The 16,738-nt window shown below is 63.2% G+C and carries 21 protein-coding genes; 4 read left to right on the top strand and 17 right to left on the bottom strand.

Annotated elements, in window-relative coordinates; translation table 11 throughout:
• Positions 1–10: 10 nt before the first annotated feature.
• The 7 genes from AC3EMP_RS05530 to AC3EMP_RS05500 form a co-directional block, all read right to left on the bottom strand.
• Entirely contained in the window at positions 11–781 is a 771-nt protein-coding gene (locus AC3EMP_RS05530; protein WP_352595074.1) for an L-iditol 2-dehydrogenase, read from the bottom strand.
• Positions 778–1,782 carry an ABC transporter ATP-binding protein gene (locus tag AC3EMP_RS05525; RefSeq protein ID WP_023689168.1) on the bottom strand — a complete coding sequence of 335 codons (1,005 nt, stop codon included), beginning with the start codon at positions 1,780–1,782 and terminating at the stop codon, positions 778–780. The genes AC3EMP_RS05530 and AC3EMP_RS05525 overlap by 4 nt, the downstream gene beginning before the upstream one ends.
• A 50-nt stretch (positions 1,783–1,832) precedes the next feature.
• Positions 1,833–2,657, bottom strand: coding sequence for a carbohydrate ABC transporter permease (locus AC3EMP_RS05520; RefSeq protein ID WP_023671250.1), 825 nt, complete (start codon positions 2,655–2,657; stop codon positions 1,833–1,835).
• Between the two features lie 11 nt (positions 2,658–2,668).
• Positions 2,669–3,541 (bottom strand): carbohydrate ABC transporter permease, encoded by an 873-nt coding sequence (locus AC3EMP_RS05515; RefSeq protein WP_352595077.1) that lies wholly within the window; start codon positions 3,539–3,541, stop codon positions 2,669–2,671.
• Between the two features lie 119 nt (positions 3,542–3,660).
• On the bottom strand, positions 3,661–4,971 hold the full coding sequence (locus AC3EMP_RS05510) for an ABC transporter substrate-binding protein (protein ID WP_352595079.1): 1,311 nt from the start codon (positions 4,969–4,971) through the stop codon (positions 3,661–3,663).
• A 242-nt stretch (positions 4,972–5,213) separates the two neighbouring features.
• Positions 5,214–5,555, bottom strand: a complete 342-nt coding sequence (locus AC3EMP_RS05505; RefSeq protein ID WP_155921639.1) for a hypothetical protein — start codon at positions 5,553–5,555, stop codon at positions 5,214–5,216.
• A 111-nt stretch (positions 5,556–5,666) separates the two neighbouring features.
• Positions 5,667–6,575 (bottom strand): LysR substrate-binding domain-containing protein, encoded by a 909-nt coding sequence (locus AC3EMP_RS05500; protein WP_023671245.1) that lies wholly within the window; start codon positions 6,573–6,575, stop codon positions 5,667–5,669.
• A 110-nt stretch (positions 6,576–6,685) separates the two neighbouring features.
• Between AC3EMP_RS05500 and AC3EMP_RS05495 the strand changes: the two genes are divergently transcribed.
• The gene (locus AC3EMP_RS05495; RefSeq protein WP_023689164.1) at positions 6,686–6,871 is read left to right on the top strand and encodes a hypothetical protein; all 186 of its coding nucleotides are present in this window, start codon (positions 6,686–6,688) and stop codon (positions 6,869–6,871) included.
• Between the two features lie 22 nt (positions 6,872–6,893).
• Here the strand turns inward: AC3EMP_RS05495 and AC3EMP_RS05490 are convergent, their stop codons facing one another.
• Positions 6,894–7,853, bottom strand: coding sequence for a sugar-binding transcriptional regulator (locus AC3EMP_RS05490; RefSeq protein WP_023689163.1), 960 nt, complete (start codon positions 7,851–7,853; stop codon positions 6,894–6,896).
• A gap of 219 nt (positions 7,854–8,072) precedes the next feature.
• Between AC3EMP_RS05490 and AC3EMP_RS05485 the strand changes: the two genes are divergently transcribed.
• On the top strand, positions 8,073–8,705 hold the full coding sequence (locus AC3EMP_RS05485; RefSeq protein ID WP_023671242.1) for an HAD family hydrolase: 633 nt from the start codon (positions 8,073–8,075) through the stop codon (positions 8,703–8,705).
• Between the two features lie 294 nt (positions 8,706–8,999).
• Here AC3EMP_RS05485 and AC3EMP_RS05480 read toward each other — a convergent pair whose 3' ends face one another.
• The 8 genes from AC3EMP_RS05480 to ureC form a co-directional block, all read right to left on the bottom strand.
• The gene (locus tag AC3EMP_RS05480) at positions 9,000–9,767 is read right to left on the bottom strand and encodes a class II aldolase and adducin N-terminal domain-containing protein (RefSeq protein WP_352519360.1); all 768 of its coding nucleotides are present in this window, start codon (positions 9,765–9,767) and stop codon (positions 9,000–9,002) included.
• A 66-nt stretch (positions 9,768–9,833) separates the two neighbouring features.
• On the bottom strand, positions 9,834–10,466 hold the full coding sequence (gene ureG, locus AC3EMP_RS05475) for an urease accessory protein UreG (RefSeq protein ID WP_352595082.1): 633 nt from the start codon (positions 10,464–10,466) through the stop codon (positions 9,834–9,836).
• Positions 10,467–10,479: 13 nt separating this feature from the next.
• Entirely contained in the window at positions 10,480–10,920 is a 441-nt protein-coding gene (locus tag AC3EMP_RS05470) for a DUF3995 domain-containing protein (protein WP_023725997.1), read from the bottom strand.
• Positions 10,917–11,603, bottom strand: coding sequence for an urease accessory protein UreF (locus AC3EMP_RS05465; protein ID WP_352710647.1), 687 nt, complete (start codon positions 11,601–11,603; stop codon positions 10,917–10,919). The genes AC3EMP_RS05470 and AC3EMP_RS05465 overlap by 4 nt, the downstream gene beginning before the upstream one ends.
• Complete coding sequence (ureE, locus tag AC3EMP_RS05460; protein WP_352595085.1) at positions 11,596–12,198, bottom strand: urease accessory protein UreE; 603 nt, start codon at positions 12,196–12,198, stop codon at positions 11,596–11,598. Before ureE ends, AC3EMP_RS05465 begins: the two co-directional genes overlap by 8 nt.
• On the bottom strand, positions 12,195–12,800 hold the full coding sequence (locus tag AC3EMP_RS05455; protein WP_352595088.1) for a glutathione S-transferase family protein: 606 nt from the start codon (positions 12,798–12,800) through the stop codon (positions 12,195–12,197). The genes ureE and AC3EMP_RS05455 overlap by 4 nt, the downstream gene beginning before the upstream one ends.
• A gap of 42 nt (positions 12,801–12,842) precedes the next feature.
• Entirely contained in the window at positions 12,843–13,436 is a 594-nt protein-coding gene (locus AC3EMP_RS05450; protein ID WP_023683601.1) for a hypothetical protein, read from the bottom strand.
• A 91-nt stretch (positions 13,437–13,527) separates the two neighbouring features.
• On the bottom strand, positions 13,528–15,240 hold the full coding sequence (gene ureC, locus AC3EMP_RS05445; protein ID WP_488494590.1) for an urease subunit alpha: 1,713 nt from the start codon (positions 15,238–15,240) through the stop codon (positions 13,528–13,530).
• A 179-nt stretch (positions 15,241–15,419) separates the two neighbouring features.
• Here ureC and AC3EMP_RS05440 point away from each other — a divergent pair, with 179 nt between their 5' ends.
• Together AC3EMP_RS05440 and AC3EMP_RS05435 are read left to right on the top strand one after the other, a co-directional pair.
• Positions 15,420–15,782 (top strand): hypothetical protein, encoded by a 363-nt coding sequence (locus AC3EMP_RS05440; protein ID WP_023671233.1) that lies wholly within the window; start codon positions 15,420–15,422, stop codon positions 15,780–15,782.
• A gap of 123 nt (positions 15,783–15,905) precedes the next feature.
• Positions 15,906–16,403 (top strand): hypothetical protein, encoded by a 498-nt coding sequence (locus tag AC3EMP_RS05435; RefSeq protein ID WP_023689155.1) that lies wholly within the window; start codon positions 15,906–15,908, stop codon positions 16,401–16,403.
• Between the two features lie 26 nt (positions 16,404–16,429).
• On the opposite strand, the gene AC3EMP_RS05430 is transcribed toward AC3EMP_RS05435, so the two are convergent.
• Positions 16,430–16,735, bottom strand: coding sequence for an urease subunit beta (locus AC3EMP_RS05430; RefSeq protein ID WP_023671231.1), 306 nt, complete (start codon positions 16,733–16,735; stop codon positions 16,430–16,432).
• Positions 16,736–16,738: the final 3 nt, after the last annotated feature.

Raw genomic sequence — 16,738 nt, 5'->3', positions numbered from 1 at the left:
TCCCGGCCCATCAACTCATCCATTGGCCGCCATCGACATTGTAGGTCTGGGCGACGATGTATTCGGCGTCGTCGCTGGCCAGGAATACCGCCATGCCGGTCAGGTCCTCCGGCTTGCCCATGCGGCCATAGGGCACGCCCTCACCGACCAGCCGCCTCTTCTCGCCTTTCGGCCGGTTCTCATATTTGGCGAACAGCGCATCGACCTCATCCCACATATCGCTGTCGACGACGCCGGGCGCGATGCCATTGACGTTGATGCGGTGCTTGATCAGATCGAGCCCGGCGGACTGGGTCAGCGAAATCACCGCGGCCTTGGTGGCGCAATAGACGGCGACCAGCGGCTCGCCGCGGCGTCCTGCCTGGCTGGCGATGTTGATGATCTTGCCGCCCTTGCCCCTTGCGATCATCGAACGCGCCGCTGCCTGCAGCATGAACAAGGTGCCGGCGACGTTGACGGAGAACAATTTGTCGTAGCTTGCTTTGGTGATCTCGACGATCGGCGCCAGGTCGAACAAAGCAGCGTTGTTGATCAGTATGTCGAGGCCGCCGGTCTTTGTTTCGACCGCATTGACCGCCGCCTGGATCGAAGCGAGGTCGCTGACGTCGAGCCTGACCGGATAGGCGTTGGCGCCAATCTCGGCGGCCGCCTTTTCGGCAGCCGCCAGATTGATGTCGGCAATGGCCACCGTGGCGCCCTCGCGCGTGTAGGCTTCGGCAAAAGCCCTGCCGATGCCGCGCGCGGATCCGGTGATCAGCGCCGATTTGCCTTTCAGTCTCACTGCGTCAGCGCCTTTCCGTCGGGGCCGAAGCGATGCATGCGGACCTTGTCCGGCGTCAAATAGATGGTGTCGCCATGGCGTACGGCCAGTTCGCCATCGGCGCGTACCGTCAGCGGACCGACGCCGTCGGCCTGGACATGCAGGAAGGTGTCGGAGCCCAGATGCTCGGCGACGCCGACAAGGGCTTTCCAGTCACCCGCCGTGGTCGATATCCCCATATGCTCGGGACGGATGCCGATGGTCTTGGCGTTGTATTTGGCCGCCGGCGCACCTTCGATCAGGTTCATTTTCGGCGAACCGATGAAGCCCGCCACGAACAGGTTCTTCGGCGACTTGTAGAGTTCCATCGGCGAGCCGACCTGTTCGATGTTGCCGGCGTTGAGCACGACGATCTTGTCGGCCATGGTCATGGCTTCGATCTGGTCGTGGGTGACGTAGACCATCGTCGTCTTGAGCTGATGGTGCAGCTCGCTGATTTCGAGCCGCATGGTGCCGCGCAGTGCGGCATCGAGGTTGGACAGCGGCTCGTCGAACAGGAATGCCGAGGGCTGGCGCACGATGGCGCGGCCGATGGCGACGCGTTGCCGCTGGCCGCCGGAGAGCTGGCCGGGCCGGCGTTCGAGATAGTTGGTGAGGTTGAGGACCCGGGCTGCGTCCTTCACCTTCTTGTCGATCGTCGCCACATCCTCGCCCGCCATCTTCAGCGGGAAGCCGATGTTCTTGGCCACCGTCATATGCGGATAGAGCGCATAGGACTGGAATACCATGGCCAGCTTGCGCTTGGCCGGCGCCTCGCCGGTGACGTCACGGCCATCGATGTTGATGGTGCCCCCGCTGGTGTCCTCGAGCCCGGCGATGAGGCGCAGCAACGTGGACTTGCCGCAACCCGACGGCCCGACGAAGACGACGAACTCGCCATTCTCGATGACCAGGTCGAGGCCTGGAATGATGACCGTCGATCCGAAATGCTTGGAGACGTTCTTGAGCGTGATGTTTCCCATGGTTTCCTCCCCGAGGGGTTATTTGGCCGGATTGCTTCAGGCAACGTCCGTTATTTTACCGCGCCGAATGTCAGGCCGCGCACCAGCTGCTTCTGGCTGAACCAGCCCATGATCAGGATGGGGGCGATGGCCAGCGTCGAGGCCGCCGAAAGCTTGGCCCAGAACAGGCCTTGCGGGCTCGAGAACGAACTGATGAAGGCCGTCAGCGGCGCTGCCTCGGTGGTGGTCAGGCGGATGGTCCAGAAGGCTTCGTTCCACGCCAGGATGATGTTGAGCAGCATGGTCGATGCGATGCCGGGCACGGCCATGGGGGTCAGCACATAGACGATCTCGCCCCACAGGGTGGCGCCGTCCATGCGTGCCGCCTCCAGGATTTCGCCGGGGATTTCGCGGAAGTAGGTGTAGAGCATCCAGATCACGATCGGCAGGTTGATCAGCATCAGCATGATCATCAGGCCGATGCGGCTGTCGAGCAGTCCGGCATCGCGGAAGATGAGGTAGATCGGGAATAGCACGGCAACCGCCGGCATCATCTTGGTCGAGAGCATCCACATCAGGATGTCCTTGGTCCACTTGCCCGGCGAGAAGGCCATCGACCAGGCGGCCGGAACCGCGACTATCAGGGCCAGGATGGTCGAGCCGACCGAGAGCAGCACCGAGTTGAAGAAGAACTTGAAGTAGCCGCTCTGCGCCTGGACCTCGGTATAGCTCTCGAACGTCCCCGACGGGATCAGCGCGAAGCCCTGGATGGCCTCCTGCTCCGACTTGAACGAGGTGATGATCGTGTAGAGGATCGGGAAGAAGATCAGCAGCGCGACGATCCAGGCGGCGCCTGTCGCAATGACCTTGTGTTGGGTGGTGACTGCACGTGCCATCGTATCCTCCCTTACTTGTCCAGGTTCTTGCCCACCGCGCGCATGGCGAAGAAGGCGACGATGTTGGCGAGAATGACGGCGATGACACCGCCGGCCGATGCCTGGCCGATTTTGAACTCCAGCAATGCCTTCTGGTAGACGAGGAAGGGCAGGTTGGTGGAGGCATAGCCGGGTCCGCCATTGGTGGTGACCAGGATTTCGGCATAGACCGACAGCAGGAAGATGGTCTGGATCAGGATGACGACGGTGATGGCACGCGACATGTGCGGCAGCGTCAGATAGATGAAGCGGCTGACGAAGCCGGCGCCGTCCATCTCGGCGGCTTCCTTCTGCTCGCCGTCGAGCGACTGCAATGCGGTCAGCAGGATCAGCGTGGCGAAGGGAAGCCATTGCCAGGCGACGATGATGATGATGGCCAGCATCGGATGCTGCCCGAACCAGTCGATCGGTTGCGCCCCGAAGAAGCGCGCAATGTCTGCAAAGACGCCGTATTGCGGGTGCATGATCATGTTCTTCCAGACCAGTGCCGCCACTGGCGGCATGACGAAGAACGGTGAGATGACGAGGATGCGCACGATCCCCTGTCCCCACATCGGCTGATCGATCAAAAGCGCCAGCATGATGCCGCCGATGACGGTGATCAGCAGCACGCTGCCCACCAGGACAAGCGTGTTGAGGATCGACTGCAGGAATGCCGGGTTGGAATAGAACAGCGCGTAGTTGGAGAAGCCGACGAACCCGTCGCGGATCGGATTGAGCGGATTGTACTGCTGGAAGGAAAACCACAGGGTGATGACCAGCGGTACGATCATCCAGACGAACAGCAGCACCACGGATGGCGCCAACATAAAGCGGGCAAGCGAACGGGTCTGCTGAGTAGCCATGACGGTCACCCTTCAAGGTCAGCCAAATTTTCAAGTGTGTGAAAGGGGCCGCCCGAACTGGGATTCGGGCGGCCGTTGCCGGCCAGGAAGGCGACCGGCATTCGGCACCGGGAGGAGCCTTACTTGATGTAACCGCCTTCGGTCATTGCCGCGGTAGCAGCGTCCTGGGCCTGCTTCAGGGCGTCGTCGACGCTCGACTGGCCGGCAAGTGCGGCCGAGAAGAGCTGGCCGACCGTGGTGCCGAGACCCTGGAATTCAGGGATGGCGACGAACTGGACGCCGACATAGGGCACCGGCTTGACGGTCGGATGCGTCGGGTCGGCGGCGTTGATGGAGTCCAGCGTCATCTTGGCGAACGGAGCCGCCTTCTGGTACTCGGCATTGGCGTAGAGCGAGGAGCGCGTGCCCGGAGGAACGTTGGCCCAGCCTTCTTTCGAAGCGACGAGCTCGGCATAGTGCTTGCTGGTCGCCCAGGAAACGAACTTCTCGGCCGCGTCAGCCTTCTGCGTGCCGGCGGGAATGGCCAGCGACCAGGCCCACAGCCAATTGCCGCGCTTGCCCAGGCCATTGTCGGGGGCCAGTGCGTAGCCAACCTTGTCGGCGACGGTCGAGTTCTTCGGGTCGGAGACGAAGGAAGCGGCGACGGTGGCGTCGATCCACATGCCGCACTTGCCCTGCTGGAACAGCGCCAGGTTTTCGTTGAAGCCGTTGGACGAAGCGCCCTCAGGACCGTCGGCCTTCATCAGGTCGACATAGAACTGCAGTGTGCTCTTCCATTCCGGCTGGTCGAATTGCGGCTTCCAGTTCTCGTCGAACCAGCGGGCGCCGAAGGAGTTCGACATGGCGGTCAGGAAGGCCATGTTCTCGCCCCAGCCGGCCTTGCCACGCAGGCAGACGCCGTTCACGCCATTGGCGCGATCGGTCATCTTGTCGGCGGCCTGCTTGATGAAATCCCAGGTCGGGGCGTCGGGCATGGTCAGCCCGGCCTTCTCGATCAGGTCCTTGCGGTACATGACGAAGGAGCTTTCGCCGTAGAAGGGCGCGGCATAGAGCTTGCCGTCGACCGACAGGCCACCGGCGATGGCCGGGATGATGTCCTTGGCATCATAGTCGTCGCCGAGCTTGTCGAGCGGCAGCAGCCAGCTCTGCTTGGCCCAGATCGGAACCTCGTAGGTGCCGATGGTCATGACGTCGTACTGACCGCCCTTGGTGGCGATGTCGGTGGTGACGCGCTCGCGCAGCACGTTCTCTTCGAGGGTGACCCAGTTGAGCGTGATGTCGGGGTTTGCCTTGGTGAAGTCGTCCGTCAGCTTCTGCATGCGGACCATATCGCCATTGTTGACGGTGGCGATGGTGATGGATTCGGCGTGCGCGGCGAAAGCGAGAGCGCTGGCCGACAACAGGCCCAAAGTGAGCGTGCGCAGTTTCATCAAATTCCTCCCATGAACCAAGATGAGCATTTGCCTTGGTACTGAGCAATTACTCACCCGGCCTTAATTATGTCAAGCCGGATTCGATGCTGCAGCGCAGCACACAAGGCGGCGCGCGGCGCAGAGCGCGTAGAGAATATTGAATGGATTTGGGAAGCTGTTTGCACGGGATGTGAGAGCGGGTTGATGCCGACCCATCGCAACCCAATCGTGGCGCCAAGGGAGCGATAGGGCCCAGCCCGTCAGCCGTGGGACGGGTAGCTTCCGACGGAATATTCGAAAACCCTGCCGTCGCGTGTTTGCTTGGCTCTGGTCAGCACTTCCGTCACCTGGATCCAGCTGGGTTCGTCCTTGCGCAGCCTAACTTCCCGGCCGATTACCTTCACGGCAGCTTGAAACGGCGTAAATGCTTCGATCACGTGCGTCGTGCGCACGGTGTTGTTTTCGATTTCTTCGACGCGATAGACTTTCATCAGCCGGCTGATCGACCCTGTTTCAATCTGCAGACGATTGATCCTGCTCAATTGGGTCGTCACAAGCACAAGCCTATGCCGGGCGAGTGATATCGACAGCGTTTTTGTCAAGCTTGGTTAACCGGGTGGCCCGATCGCAGCTGTTTGTCCGCGAAAGCGAGCATTCGTCGCGGATCCATGGCTCGCTTTGCATCTCGGAATCAATCCGCGAATCGCTCGCCCTCAGGCGCAGGCGATCTCGGCCAGGATCCAGTCCCGGAAGGCTTTTATCTTCGGCACGTTGCGACGCGCCGTCGGGTAGACCAGCCAATAGGCGTGGCCGTCGTCGCCGACTAGGTCGAAGGGCTGGATCAGGCGGCCGGCGGCGAGCTCGGTCTTGAACAATGCGGTGGTCAGGATCGCCACACCATGGCCGGCGATGGCCGCGTTCGCCTCATAGGCCTGCGCGCCCATGCTGGTGCCGGTGCGCCTGGCAAGTTCGTCCGCCGGGACGCCGGCAAGGGCGAACCATTCCCGCCACCAGATGTCGCCGGGATCGAGAATGGGCAGCTTGAACAGGTCGGCGGGTTCGTGGACGCCACCTATGGTGGCAGCGAGTGCCGGGCTCAGCACCGGGGTGAAATCGGCCTTGAACAAAAGATGGGTCTCCACTCCAGGCCACTTGCCGCTGCCGGAGCGGATAGCGATGTCCATGTCCTCGCGGGCAAAATCGATCACCCTGTTCGAGGTATCGACGCGCACCGCCAGCGACGGATGCGCGACCTGGAAGGAGCCGAGGTGCTGCGCCAGCCAGTTCGAGGCGAAGGTCAGCAGCGTCGAGACACACAGCACACCATCGGCGCCCCCACGCGCGGCGGAATAGGCGCTTGAGAGCAGGCTGAACGCCTCGCTGACGGCGGGCGCCAGGCGCTGGCCGGGTTCCGTCAGCACAATCTGTCGCGGCTGGCGCAGGAACAGCGGCGAACCGATGCGCTCTTCCAGAAGCTTGATCTGATAACTGGCGGCGGCCTGCGTCATGCCGAGTTCCTGCGCGGCCTTGGTGAAGGAGAGATGCCGCGCGACGGCTTCGAACACCCTGATGGCCTGCAGCGGCGGCAACTGGGCGAGCTGTGGTGCCTTGAGATCGGGCATAAGCCCTCCTTATGGGTCGTGATCGACGTTTGATTGGCGGCAAGAGGCAATCAGGCCGATATCTGGTGTCAACGATCAATCAAGTTCAAGCATAGCGGAGGCTGAAGATCATGACCACGGTACAGCAAAAGCTCCATTCGACCCCGGCGCAGAGCTGGTTTTCCCTGCTGGTGCATGAATTTTCCCTGCTTGTGCACCGCCGACGCGGCTACGTCGACGTCCGGGAGTTGTCGCCGCATCTGCAGCGCGACATGGGTTTCCTCGATGGAAATGATGTTTGCGGACGGCACAAATAGCAGTGCCGATTTTATCACCAGATCAGGCGCCGTCGAGTAGGGCCGTGGCGGTCCGCTCGTCGGTGATGAGGCCATTGACCAGCCGGCGGTTCACCGCGGCCAGGATGCCCGGCAATTTGCGTTCGCCCATGGCGAGTGCAATGACCAGCGACTTTTCGCGTGACGGCAAGGCTGCCGACGATACCCGGTCGTTGGTGATGCCCTCGATCATGCGGCCTTCCCGGTCGAACACCCAGCCGACGATCTCGGCGACGCCGCCAGCCTTTTGCAAAGCCTTCAGCTCGCTTTCCGAGATAAAACCGTCCTCGTAGAGCGGCGCCTTCGGGCCGAGATCGCCGATGCCGACAAAGGTCACGTCGGCTTCCGCGGCCAGCGCCAGCGTCGGTTGGATCATCGGCTGGGCAAGCAGCATCTCGCGCTCTTCCGGCGACGAGGCGATGACCGGCAGCGGCATCGGGAACGAGCGCGCCTTGACCCGGTCGGCCATGGTGAAGATGACGTTGTAGAAGGCGGCCGAACCGTCGGGCGAGATGTTGCCGGTCAAGGACACAACCTTGTGCTGCGAGCATTCCATCGGCGGCAATTGCTCGATCGCCGCCTTCAGCGTGCGGCCGGTGCCGATGGCCAAGACGATGGGCGTCGGTGACCGCAGCCGCCGCTCGATCTCGGCCGCGGCCGCCTCGGCAATGCCGATCGTGGTCGAGGATGAGGTCGGATCGCTCGGCACCACTTCGACCAGGTCGAGCGCGAAGCGCGACTTCAGCCTTGCGGCAAGGTCGAGGCAATTGGCGATCGGGTGGTCGACCCGCACCTTGATCAGCCCCTCCGACACCGCCAGCGACACCAGCCGCTGCGCCGTCTGCCGGGAAATGCCGAGCGTGGCGGCGATCTGGTCCTGGGTGTTGCCGGCAACATAATAAAGCCAGCCGGCGCGCGCTGCCTCGTCCAGCCTGCTGCTGCCGCCATCTTGTCGCGAATTCAAAATGTGCCTCCAGCCCTGCCCCTTGGCGCGCCCTTGGGCGAAGCGTCATAGTCTTGCAGGGAATGTGTCGGCGCGCAATTGTCTATCGGCAGGGCAATTGCTTGCTGCTTCGATCCGGCCGCCGCGCGGCAACCAACCCAGCGAAAATCGCCAGCGGACGGGCTCGGCGGTTTATCTCCTGATACAAACGCTTTAAGGGGATCGGCAAAGGAGCCTCGCATGACGCCGAAAGCGGTTTTCTGGGATATGGACGGCACGCTGGTCGACAGCGAGCCGCTGCATGAGGCGGCCTTGGTGGCGGCGCTGCGCAGCGTCGGTATCACGCCGCCGGCCGACCTGCATGAGCGGGTGCTGGGCGTCGCCGCCGCACCGGTCTACGAGATGCTGCGCAGCGAGTTCGGCCTCGACCTGCCCTTCGACGACTGGATCGTGCGCAAATACGATCACTACATGCCGATGGCCGAGACGCTGAAGCCGCGCCCCGGCGCGATCGAAGTGTTCAACGAGTTGCGCGCGCTCGGCGTGCAGCAGGCGGTGGTGTCCAATTCCGACCGGGTGATCGTCGATGCAAATCTGAGCGCCGTCGGCCTGATCTATCCCGGCATGCGCACGATCAGCCGAAACGACGTGCGCGAAGGCAAGCCGCATCCCGAACCGTTCCTGCGCGCCGCATGGCTGGCCGGCGTCGATCCTTCAGACGCGGTGGCCGTCGACGACAGCGTTACCGGCGCCACATCAGGCCTGGCCGCGGGGATGCGGACGATCTTCTGGCCGGAAGCGCCGATGGCAGGACCGAAGGGCGCTGTCGTGATCAACAGTGCGGAAGAGTTGCGGGCTCAGTTGGGACTCTGAGTGAGCCTATGAACGTCGGCGCTGCCCCTCATCCTCCCTTCAGCTTGGCCATGCATTGTCTAATGTTGCGCTGGTCGACCCCCACTCCGTCTCGGCTTCGCCGAGCCAAGCTTTTTGCCGTCAAACGCTCGTCCAGAAAGCTCCCTTCCTTTCCCTCCGGAGGAGGGAAAGGTGGCGCTGCGAAGCAGCGACGGATTGGGGGAACCACCTGGCAACCAAGCCTTACGCCGATCAGTCATAACAAATCACAGAAGGTGAGTGCGTAGCGTAAACGGGAGAAGCACGGATGGTCGCTTAGCTCCGGTACACCGGCTCCTCCTCGTCGAGGATCGCCTTCAGCTCGGCGAGATGACGCTCCGCCTGGCCGGGATAGTCGTCCATCTCGCTGGCGGCCTTTTCGGCAATGGCGTCGGAGAGCGTGCGCAGAGGCCGGCCGGTCCACAGCGCCTTGATGTAGGTCTCTGCGGCGCGCTCGAAATAGAACATGCGGTTGAAGGCGTCGGCAACGGTGTCGCCGATGACCATGACGCCGTGATTGCCCATCACCATCACCTTGACCTTAGGGTCGGTGAGCAGTTGCGAGCAGCGCTCGCCTTCCTCCTCGAAGGCCAGCCCGCCATAGTGGGCATCGACGACGTGGCGGTTGAAGAACATGGCCGAGTTCTGGTCGATCGGCGGCAGAGTCGAGTCGGCCAGCGACGCAAGCACAGTGGCATGAATGGAATGCACATGCATGGCGCAGCGCGCATGCGGCACGTTGCGGTGAATGGCGCCGTGCAGACCCCAGGCGGTCGGGTCGGGCGCATTCGGGCCGGACAATGTCTCGGGATCGTTGGCGTCGATCAGCAAAAGGTCGCTCGCCTTGATGCGCGAGAAATGCACCTGGTTGGGGTTCATCAGGAATTTGCTGCCGGCCTCGTTGACCGACAGCGAGAAGTGGTTGGCCACGGCTTCATGCATGTTGAGCCGCGCCGTCCAGCGGAAGGCGGCGGCAAGGTCGACGCGCTCCTCATAATAGGGCAGGTTGGTCAGCGGCTCTTTCTGCAAACGGGCGATGCTCATCAAAAAATCCTCCATTTCCCCGAGAATGCCGCGCCCAATGCCGACCAGCAACCGGTAAGTACTGGGTCAGGCCGCCGAGCGAGCCGACTGCAGCCCGCCATGTTCGACGATGAATTCGATGACTTCCTGCAGTCCCTTGCCGCGCGACAGGTCGGTGAAGCCGAACGGGCGCTTGCCCCGCATTCGGGCGGCGTCGCTCTCCATGACATCGAGGTTGACGTTCACATAGGGCGCCAGATCGCTCTTGTTGATGACCAGGAAATCGGAACGGGTGATCGCCGGCCCGCCCTTCCTGGGGATTTCCTCGCCCTGGCAAACCGAGATGACATAGAGGGTCAGGTCGGCAAGGTCCGGCGAGAAGGTGGCGGCAAGATTGTCGCCGCCGGATTCGATGAAGACGATGTCGAGATCGGGGAATTTCCTGTTCAGCCCGGCGATCGCCTGCAAATTGATCGAGGCGTCCTCACGGATGGCGGTGTGCGGGCAGCCGCCGGTCTCCACGCCGACGATGCGGTCCTCAGGCAGCGCCTGCAGGCGGGCCAGCATCATGGCGTCTTCCTTGGTGTAGATGTCGTTGGTGACGACGGCGATGGAGAAATCGTCGCGCAGCGCCTTGCAGAGCTTTTCGGTGAGCGTCGTCTTGCCGGAGCCGACGGGACCGCCGATGCCGATACGCAGGGGACCGTTTGCCTGAGTCATACCGAAAACTCCGTCATGCCGAAAACTCCGTGATGGCGAGGATGGCGAAGCTGAGCCCGATCAACAGGCAGAGCGGCGAATAGAAGCTGATATCGAGCCGCGCAAAAGGCTGTTCCGGCGCCACACGGCGCCACCACGGCGTGAAGCCGGCAATGCCGCGGCCGAGGAAGACCAGCCCTATGAGCAGCGCTGTGGCGGAAAGGCCTTCCCTTGGAAAGGGGGTGGCGAAGACCCCTGTCAGCGCCAGCGGCCACAGTGTCGCCAGGCACAGGCACGCGGCAACGGCGAAACAGGCAAACGGCGTCGGCATCTCGTCGACGCCGCGAAAGCCGACGACGGCGTGGGCGCAGGAGACGCCGTCCCTGCCCGGCCAGATGCCGCCAAGGCCCCAATAGACATGCAGCGCGGTGATCAGCAGCAGGACGGCCGAGAGGGCGAAGGCGAGGACGATCATGAGCGGAACAGCCTGGAATACTGCGTCTCGTGCTTCATCGCCATGATGTCGGAGATGAAGGCGCAGCCGCCGAGATCGTCCAATGTCGAGCCGGCGGCGCGCGCGGCCGTCGACAGCGCCAACGGCTCGAAGCCGGCGAGCAAGGCCATGGCGTCCGTCTGGCCGACGATTCCGAGTCGGATCGCCGCCTGAACGAGGTTGGAGAAGAAGGCCTGCAGGAAGGCCGACATCGCGTCCTGAAGCGCGATGCCGTTGCCGCCAACAACGGCGCCGACGGCGACACAGTAGGCGCATTCGGCCGGCAGGCGGCCCAATACCGGATTCGCCCACGCCGCTGCCGCTTTCAGGAAGGCGGCGCCTTGCAGCATGGTTTCGGTGTGGCGCTCACGCGAGCCGGCCAGCGCTTCGGCGAGATCGGCAATTTCATGGAGGTCGCCTTCATGGAGGTCGCCGCCGTCGCGGGCGCGGCGCCAGCTTTCCGCGAAGAGCACGGCGTCGTTCCAGCCCGAGCCCATCTCGACCAGCGTCTCCAGCCAGAAGGCGAGGCTGGCGGTATCGGCAACCAGCCCGTCTTGCACGGCAGGCTCGAGTCCATGGCTGTAGGCAAAGCCGCCAACGGGAAAGGCCGGCGACAGCCACGCCATGAGCCGCAGCAAAGCGATGCCGGATGGCTGGTCAGTCATGATCGTGATGATGCCCGTCATGGGAATGGCTGTGCGAATGCGACTCGCTGTGTGCGTGGGAACGTCCATCATGGGAATGCGCTTCGGCGTGCGCATGCGCATGGCCGTGCTCGTGACCATGCGCACCTTGGGCGGAATAGGCGCCGCGCACCGGCTTGAACGGTTCGGAGACTTCGCGCACCGTGGCGCCCAGCCCTTCCAGCATAGCCTTGATGACATGGTCGCGCAAAATCAGGATGCGGCTGGGCTCGATCGCAGCCGCCAGATGCCGGTTGCCGATATGCCAGGCGAGTTCGGTCAGATGCACGGCGTGGCGGGCGCGGATGTCGTAGACCTCTTCGGGTGCGGCAGTGATCTCGATATGTGCGCCATCCTCCAACACCAGCCGGTCGCCATCGTTCAAGGTCACGGGTTTCGGCAGGTCGACCAGCACCTTGCTGCCGTCGGCAAGCTCGATGGCGCGGCGGCGCAAATGACGCTCGTCATGGGGCAGGACGGCACGGCCGGATGGGGCCGTGGTTCCGGCAGTGCCGGCAGGCACCACCGAGACGGCGCGCGGGAACTTGGTGAAGTCGGTGTTCAGGTTGAGTTTCATCGCATGGCTCCACCGTTAGCCTGGGCTCTCGCACGGGCAGGCCCCGCCAGGACGCGGTCGAAATACGCGTTGACGCGCTCGGATTCGATCGGAAATTTTCCGGCGCGGGCCCAGCCGCCCATGTCGCCCAACAGCACGTCGACGGCGGAAAACCGGTCGCCCAGCGCAAACTCCCGATCCCCCAGCCGGCCGTCGAGCGCCTTGGCCTCCGAGGCGAAATCGTAGGCGGCGGCGGGGCCGACATCGACCCGCACGTCCTTCGGCAACAGGAAGCGGTGGCGCAGCTTGTTCCACAGCGGCGCTTCGAACTCGGACTGGGCAAAATGCATCCAGGAATCCATTTCGGCGCGTCCGGCCACACCTGGATTGGCGCCCATGCCTTTGTCGGCGTGCTTGTCGGCGAGATAGACGCAGATTGCCGCCGAATCAGTCACCGTCAGTTCGCCATCGATCAGGATCGGCACCTTGCCCGACGGGTTGAGCGCATAGGCTTCGGGCGAACGCAATTTGACCTCGACGAATTCATAGGGCTGCCCGAGTTCCTCGAGCATCCACAGAACGCGGCTGACGCGGGATCCACGCGATCCGATGGCCTTGTACATGGTTGAACCCTCTTTCCTGCGACCCTAAACCATAGCCACTGTTCAGACGATGGTGTCGAAGAGCCGCAGGATGAACGATATCTGATAGATCAGCGTGCCGGCGACGAATGCGATGTGGAAGCGGCGGTCACGCACCAGTATGGCGGCGATGCACAACACCACGAAAACCGGCGTTCGGAACAGATATTCATTGCCGTAGCGGGCGAAATGCTCGGGACCCTTCAGCAGCGTGTCGACGACGTCGAGCAGATAGGTCGTCGCCAGCAGGCCGAAGAACCAGCCACGGCGTGAATAGAAGAAATCCTCGTAGCTGGTGTAGTCGAGCATCGAATCCGGAAACAGCAGCGCGCACAGCAGGAACAGCGTGATGGCGTAGAAGATCAGGAACAGGTACTTGCCGAAAGTCCAGACCTCTATGGTGTAGAGGCCGAACTCCCACCACCAGAAATGCACCAGCAGCAACAGCATGGAGGCGACCCAGCCGAGGTGCACGGGATAGAGCCTGTACTGGCCGGGATGCTGGACGATTCGCGCCACCCCCGACAGCAGGCGAGCGACGCCAAGTCCGATCACCATGCCCATGACGATGCGGATATGCGGGAAGATGTCGTGGGCGGAGGCTATTTCGGTGACCATGACCTGCTACGCGGTTCTTTGAGCCGCATATTGCGGTGGGACCGACCGGGTCGCAACGGAATTTGCCGGGTCGATCAAATCGCCCCTCGCCTCAAAACAGGAAATACCGCTGCGCCATCGGTAGCACGCTTGCCGGCTCGCAGGTCAGTAGCTCGCCATCGGCGCGCACCTCGTAAGTCTCCGGGTCGACCTCGATATGCGGCGTGGCGTCGTTGAGGATCATCGAGTGCTTGCCGATGCCGCCGCGGGTATTTTCGACCGCGACGAACTGCTTGTCGACGCCGAGCCTGCCATGCAGGCCGGACTCCAGCGCCGCCTTCGAAACGAAGGTCACCGACGAGTTGGTCCTGGCCTTGCCATAGGCGCCGAACATCGGGCGGTAGTGCATGGGCTGGGGGGTCGGGATAGAGGCGTTGGGGTCGCCCATCGGGGCTGCGGCTATCATGCCGCCGATCAGCACCATGTCCGGTTTGACGCCGAAGAAGGCTGGGTTCCACAGCACCAGATCGGCGCGCTTGCCGACCGCGATCGACCCGATGTCCCTGGACAGCCCATGCGCGATGGCCGGGTTGATGGTGTATTTGGCGATGTAGCGGCGGACGCGGAAATTGTCGTTGTTGCCGGTCTCCTGCGGCAATGACCCGCGCTGGCGCTTCATCTTGTCGGCGGTCTGCCAGGTGCGGATCGCCACCTCGCCGACACGGCCCATGGCCTGCGAGTCCGAAGAGATGATCGAGAAGGCGCCGATATCGTGCAAAATGTCTTCCGCCGCGATGGTCTCCTTGCGGATGCGGCTTTCGGCAAAGGCGATGTCTTCAGGGATCGACGGCGACAGATGATGGCACACCATCAGCATGTCGAGATGCTCGGCCAGCGTGTTGACGGTGTAGGGCCGGGTCGGGTTGGTCGAAGACGGAATAACGTTGGGCAGGCCGCAGACCTTGATGATATCGGGCGCATGGCCGCCGCCGGCGCCTTCGGTGTGGAAGGCGTGGATGGTGCGGCCCTTGATGGCGGCGACGGTGTTCTCCACAAAGCCGGATTCGTTCAGCGTGTCGGTGTGGATCATCACCTGCACGTCGTAATCGTCGGCAACCGACAGGCAGCAGTCGATGGCCGCCGGCGTCGTGCCCCAGTCCTCGTGCAGCTTCAGCGAGCAGGCCCCGCCCAGCACCATTTCCTCGAGCGCCGCCGGCAGCGAGGCGTTGCCCTTTCCGGACAGGCCGATGTTCATCGGGAAAGCGTCGAAGGACTGGATCATGCGCGCCATGTGCCAGGGTCCGGGCGTGCAGGTGGTGGCCAGCGTGCCATGCGCCGGGCCGGTGCCGCCGCCGAGCATGGTGGTGATGCCCGACATCAGCGCTTCGTCGATCTGCTGCGGGCAGATGAAGTGGATGTGCGCGTCGAAGCCGCCGGCGGTCAGGATCTTGCCCTCGCCGGCGATGATCTCGGTACCGGGGCCGATGATGATGGTGACACCGTCCTGCGTGTCGGGATTGCCGGCCTTGCCGATCGCCGCGATGCGGCCGTCCCTGAGACCTATATCGGCCTTGAAGATGCCGGCCGTGGCATCGACCACCAGCGCGTTGGTGATGACCGTGTCGACCGCGCCGCCGGCGCGCGACACCTGGCTCTGGCCCATGCCGTCGCGGATGACCTTGCCGCCGCCGAATTTCACCTCCTCGCCATGGACGGTGAGGTCCTTTTCGACCTCGATAAACAGCTCGGTATCGGCCAGGCGCACTCTGTCGCCGACCGTCGGGCCATACATCTGCGCGTAGGCGGCGCGGGTAATTCTAGCCATCAGTCAATGCTCCCCAAACGAGAGCCCGGCCGCAGCCGAACTCCACATCGTCGCCATCCAATGGTCATGCAATGACCCGCTCGGCGACACCTTCTGATCCCATTTGGCCGTTGAGGTGGCCCTGCCACCCAAACCGCCCGTTTGCCAAACCCTTGGCCAAATCGATGAAAGGAAAATACATGCGCAAAATCATCGTTCTTGCAGCCGCCGCCACGCTGGCCTCCGCAACCGTAGCCGGCGCCCAGCAGCAGCCCACGCCGCAACCGAAGCCGGCGGCGCCCAGCGCTCAGCCGGCGGCGCCGGCGATCCAGAAGGTCAACATCGTCGATATCAGCGAATTGCCCAAGGCCACCCAGACGCAGGTCAATCAGGTGATCGCCCAGCGTGGCGATGCCGGGCTGCAGAAACTGCGCTCTTCGATCGACGCGACGCCGCAGATCAAGTCGGCGCTCGAGGCCAAGGGGCTCACCTCGGCACAGGTGGTCGCCGCCAGCATGACCACCGATGGCGCGCTGACCCTTGTCACCAAGAAGGCAAGCTGAAAGAAGCGCTTGGCGGGCCGGCACCCGGCCCGCCAGCCCACAGGGAACCTTCGCCCGACAGGAGGCGTTTCGTCCCTTTGGCGCCGAACGGCGTTGCACAGAAAAGTCCACCAGGAGCGAGCAATGCCTGTCTTTGCCGACACCAGATGGCTCCAGAGCCTTGCTGCCTGCACATTTCTCGCAGCTTTCGGCCCGCAAGCCGCGCAAGGTCTTGAAAGCGCTGACGCCGTCAACCGGGCCGACACCGTCAACAGGATCGTCGGCTCCGATGTCCGGCAGGAGGAGGCGCGGACGGAACCACAGACCAACAAGATCATCACCGCGATCGAGCGGACGCGTGAGAACATCGGCGCCGTGCGCAAGACGTCCAAGCTCGATACAGTAGATATCGTCTTCCTCACCGACGCGGCACGCAGCGAAGGCGGCCCGCCGCCGGCCGTCGAGAGCAAGGTCGAACAGCATCAGGACGACATTGCGGAACTGCGCAAGGAGATCGACGCCAACGCCTTGCTGTTCAACGCCATCGATTCGCGGCGCGTGCTTACGGAAGACGTCCTTGCGGTGGAATTCGACGGCTCGGCAAGAATCGTCATCTACGCGGCGGCCAGGCCGTCGAACTGACCTCAGGGCGCTCGACCCCGTCGATCTCACAGCCTGCCCATGATCTTCTGCTGAAAACCGTAGACCTCGCGTTTTCCTCCGAACGGCACCAGCGTGACGTCCCGCTCTTGTCCCGGTTCGAAGCGCATCGCGGTGCCGGCGGCAATGTCCAGACGCATGCCGCGCGCTTTGTCGCGGTCGAATTTCAACCCCTCATTGGTCTCGAAGAAATGGTAGTGGCTGCCGACCTGGATCGGCCGGTCGCCGCTGTTGGCGACCTTCAGCGTCACCGTCGGCAGCCCCTTGTTGAGCTCGATGTCGCCGCTTGCGGTGATGATTTCGCCGGGAATCATCGT

Source organism: Mesorhizobium sp. P160219 (genome assembly GCF_057786095.1).
The sequence above is the reverse complement of the archived record's forward strand: the minus strand, read 5'-3'. Positions and strand labels throughout refer to the sequence as shown.

What these genes read in the sequence shown, in the direction of transcription:
- AC3EMP_RS05520 (WP_023671250.1), bottom strand. Translation starts at nt 2,657, where the DNA reads ATGGCACGTGCAGTCACCACCCAACACAAGGTCATTGCGACAGGCGCC.
- AC3EMP_RS05500 (WP_023671245.1), bottom strand. Translation starts at nt 6,575, where the DNA reads ATGCCCGATCTCAAGGCACCACAGCTCGCCCAGTTGCCGCCGCTGCAG.
- AC3EMP_RS05470 (WP_023725997.1), bottom strand. Translation starts at nt 10,920, where the DNA reads ATGATCGTCCTCGCCTTCGCCCTCTCGGCCGTCCTGCTGCTGATCACC.
- AC3EMP_RS05430 (WP_023671231.1), bottom strand. Translation starts at nt 16,735, where the DNA reads ATGATTCCCGGCGAAATCATCACCGCAAGCGGCGACATCGAGCTCAAC.
- AC3EMP_RS05455 (WP_352595088.1), bottom strand. Translation starts at nt 12,800, where the DNA reads ATGTACAAGGCCATCGGATCGCGTGGATCCCGCGTCAGCCGCGTTCTG.
- AC3EMP_RS05435 (WP_023689155.1), top strand. Translation starts at nt 15,906, where the DNA reads ATGCCTGTCTTTGCCGACACCAGATGGCTCCAGAGCCTTGCTGCCTGC.
- ureE (WP_352595085.1), bottom strand. Translation starts at nt 12,198, where the DNA reads ATGAAACTCAACCTGAACACCGACTTCACCAAGTTCCCGCGCGCCGTC.
- AC3EMP_RS05510 (WP_352595079.1), bottom strand. Translation starts at nt 4,971, where the DNA reads ATGAAACTGCGCACGCTCACTTTGGGCCTGTTGTCGGCCAGCGCTCTC.
- AC3EMP_RS05465 (WP_352710647.1), bottom strand. Translation starts at nt 11,603, where the DNA reads ATGACTGACCAGCCATCCGGCATCGCTTTGCTGCGGCTCATGGCGTGG.
- AC3EMP_RS05485 (WP_023671242.1), top strand. Translation starts at nt 8,073, where the DNA reads ATGACGCCGAAAGCGGTTTTCTGGGATATGGACGGCACGCTGGTCGAC.
- ureG (WP_352595082.1), bottom strand. Translation starts at nt 10,466, where the DNA reads ATGACTCAGGCAAACGGTCCCCTGCGTATCGGCATCGGCGGTCCCGTC.
- AC3EMP_RS05525 (WP_023689168.1), bottom strand. Translation starts at nt 1,782, where the DNA reads ATGGGAAACATCACGCTCAAGAACGTCTCCAAGCATTTCGGATCGACG.
- AC3EMP_RS05440 (WP_023671233.1), top strand. Translation starts at nt 15,420, where the DNA reads ATGCGCAAAATCATCGTTCTTGCAGCCGCCGCCACGCTGGCCTCCGCA.
- AC3EMP_RS05450 (WP_023683601.1), bottom strand. Translation starts at nt 13,436, where the DNA reads ATGGTCACCGAAATAGCCTCCGCCCACGACATCTTCCCGCATATCCGC.
- AC3EMP_RS05495 (WP_023689164.1), top strand. Translation starts at nt 6,686, where the DNA reads ATGACCACGGTACAGCAAAAGCTCCATTCGACCCCGGCGCAGAGCTGG.
- AC3EMP_RS05480 (WP_352519360.1), bottom strand. Translation starts at nt 9,767, where the DNA reads ATGAGCATCGCCCGTTTGCAGAAAGAGCCGCTGACCAACCTGCCCTAT.
- ureC (WP_488494590.1), bottom strand. Translation starts at nt 15,240, where the DNA reads ATGGCTAGAATTACCCGCGCCGCCTACGCGCAGATGTATGGCCCGACG.
- AC3EMP_RS05515 (WP_352595077.1), bottom strand. Translation starts at nt 3,541, where the DNA reads ATGGCTACTCAGCAGACCCGTTCGCTTGCCCGCTTTATGTTGGCGCCA.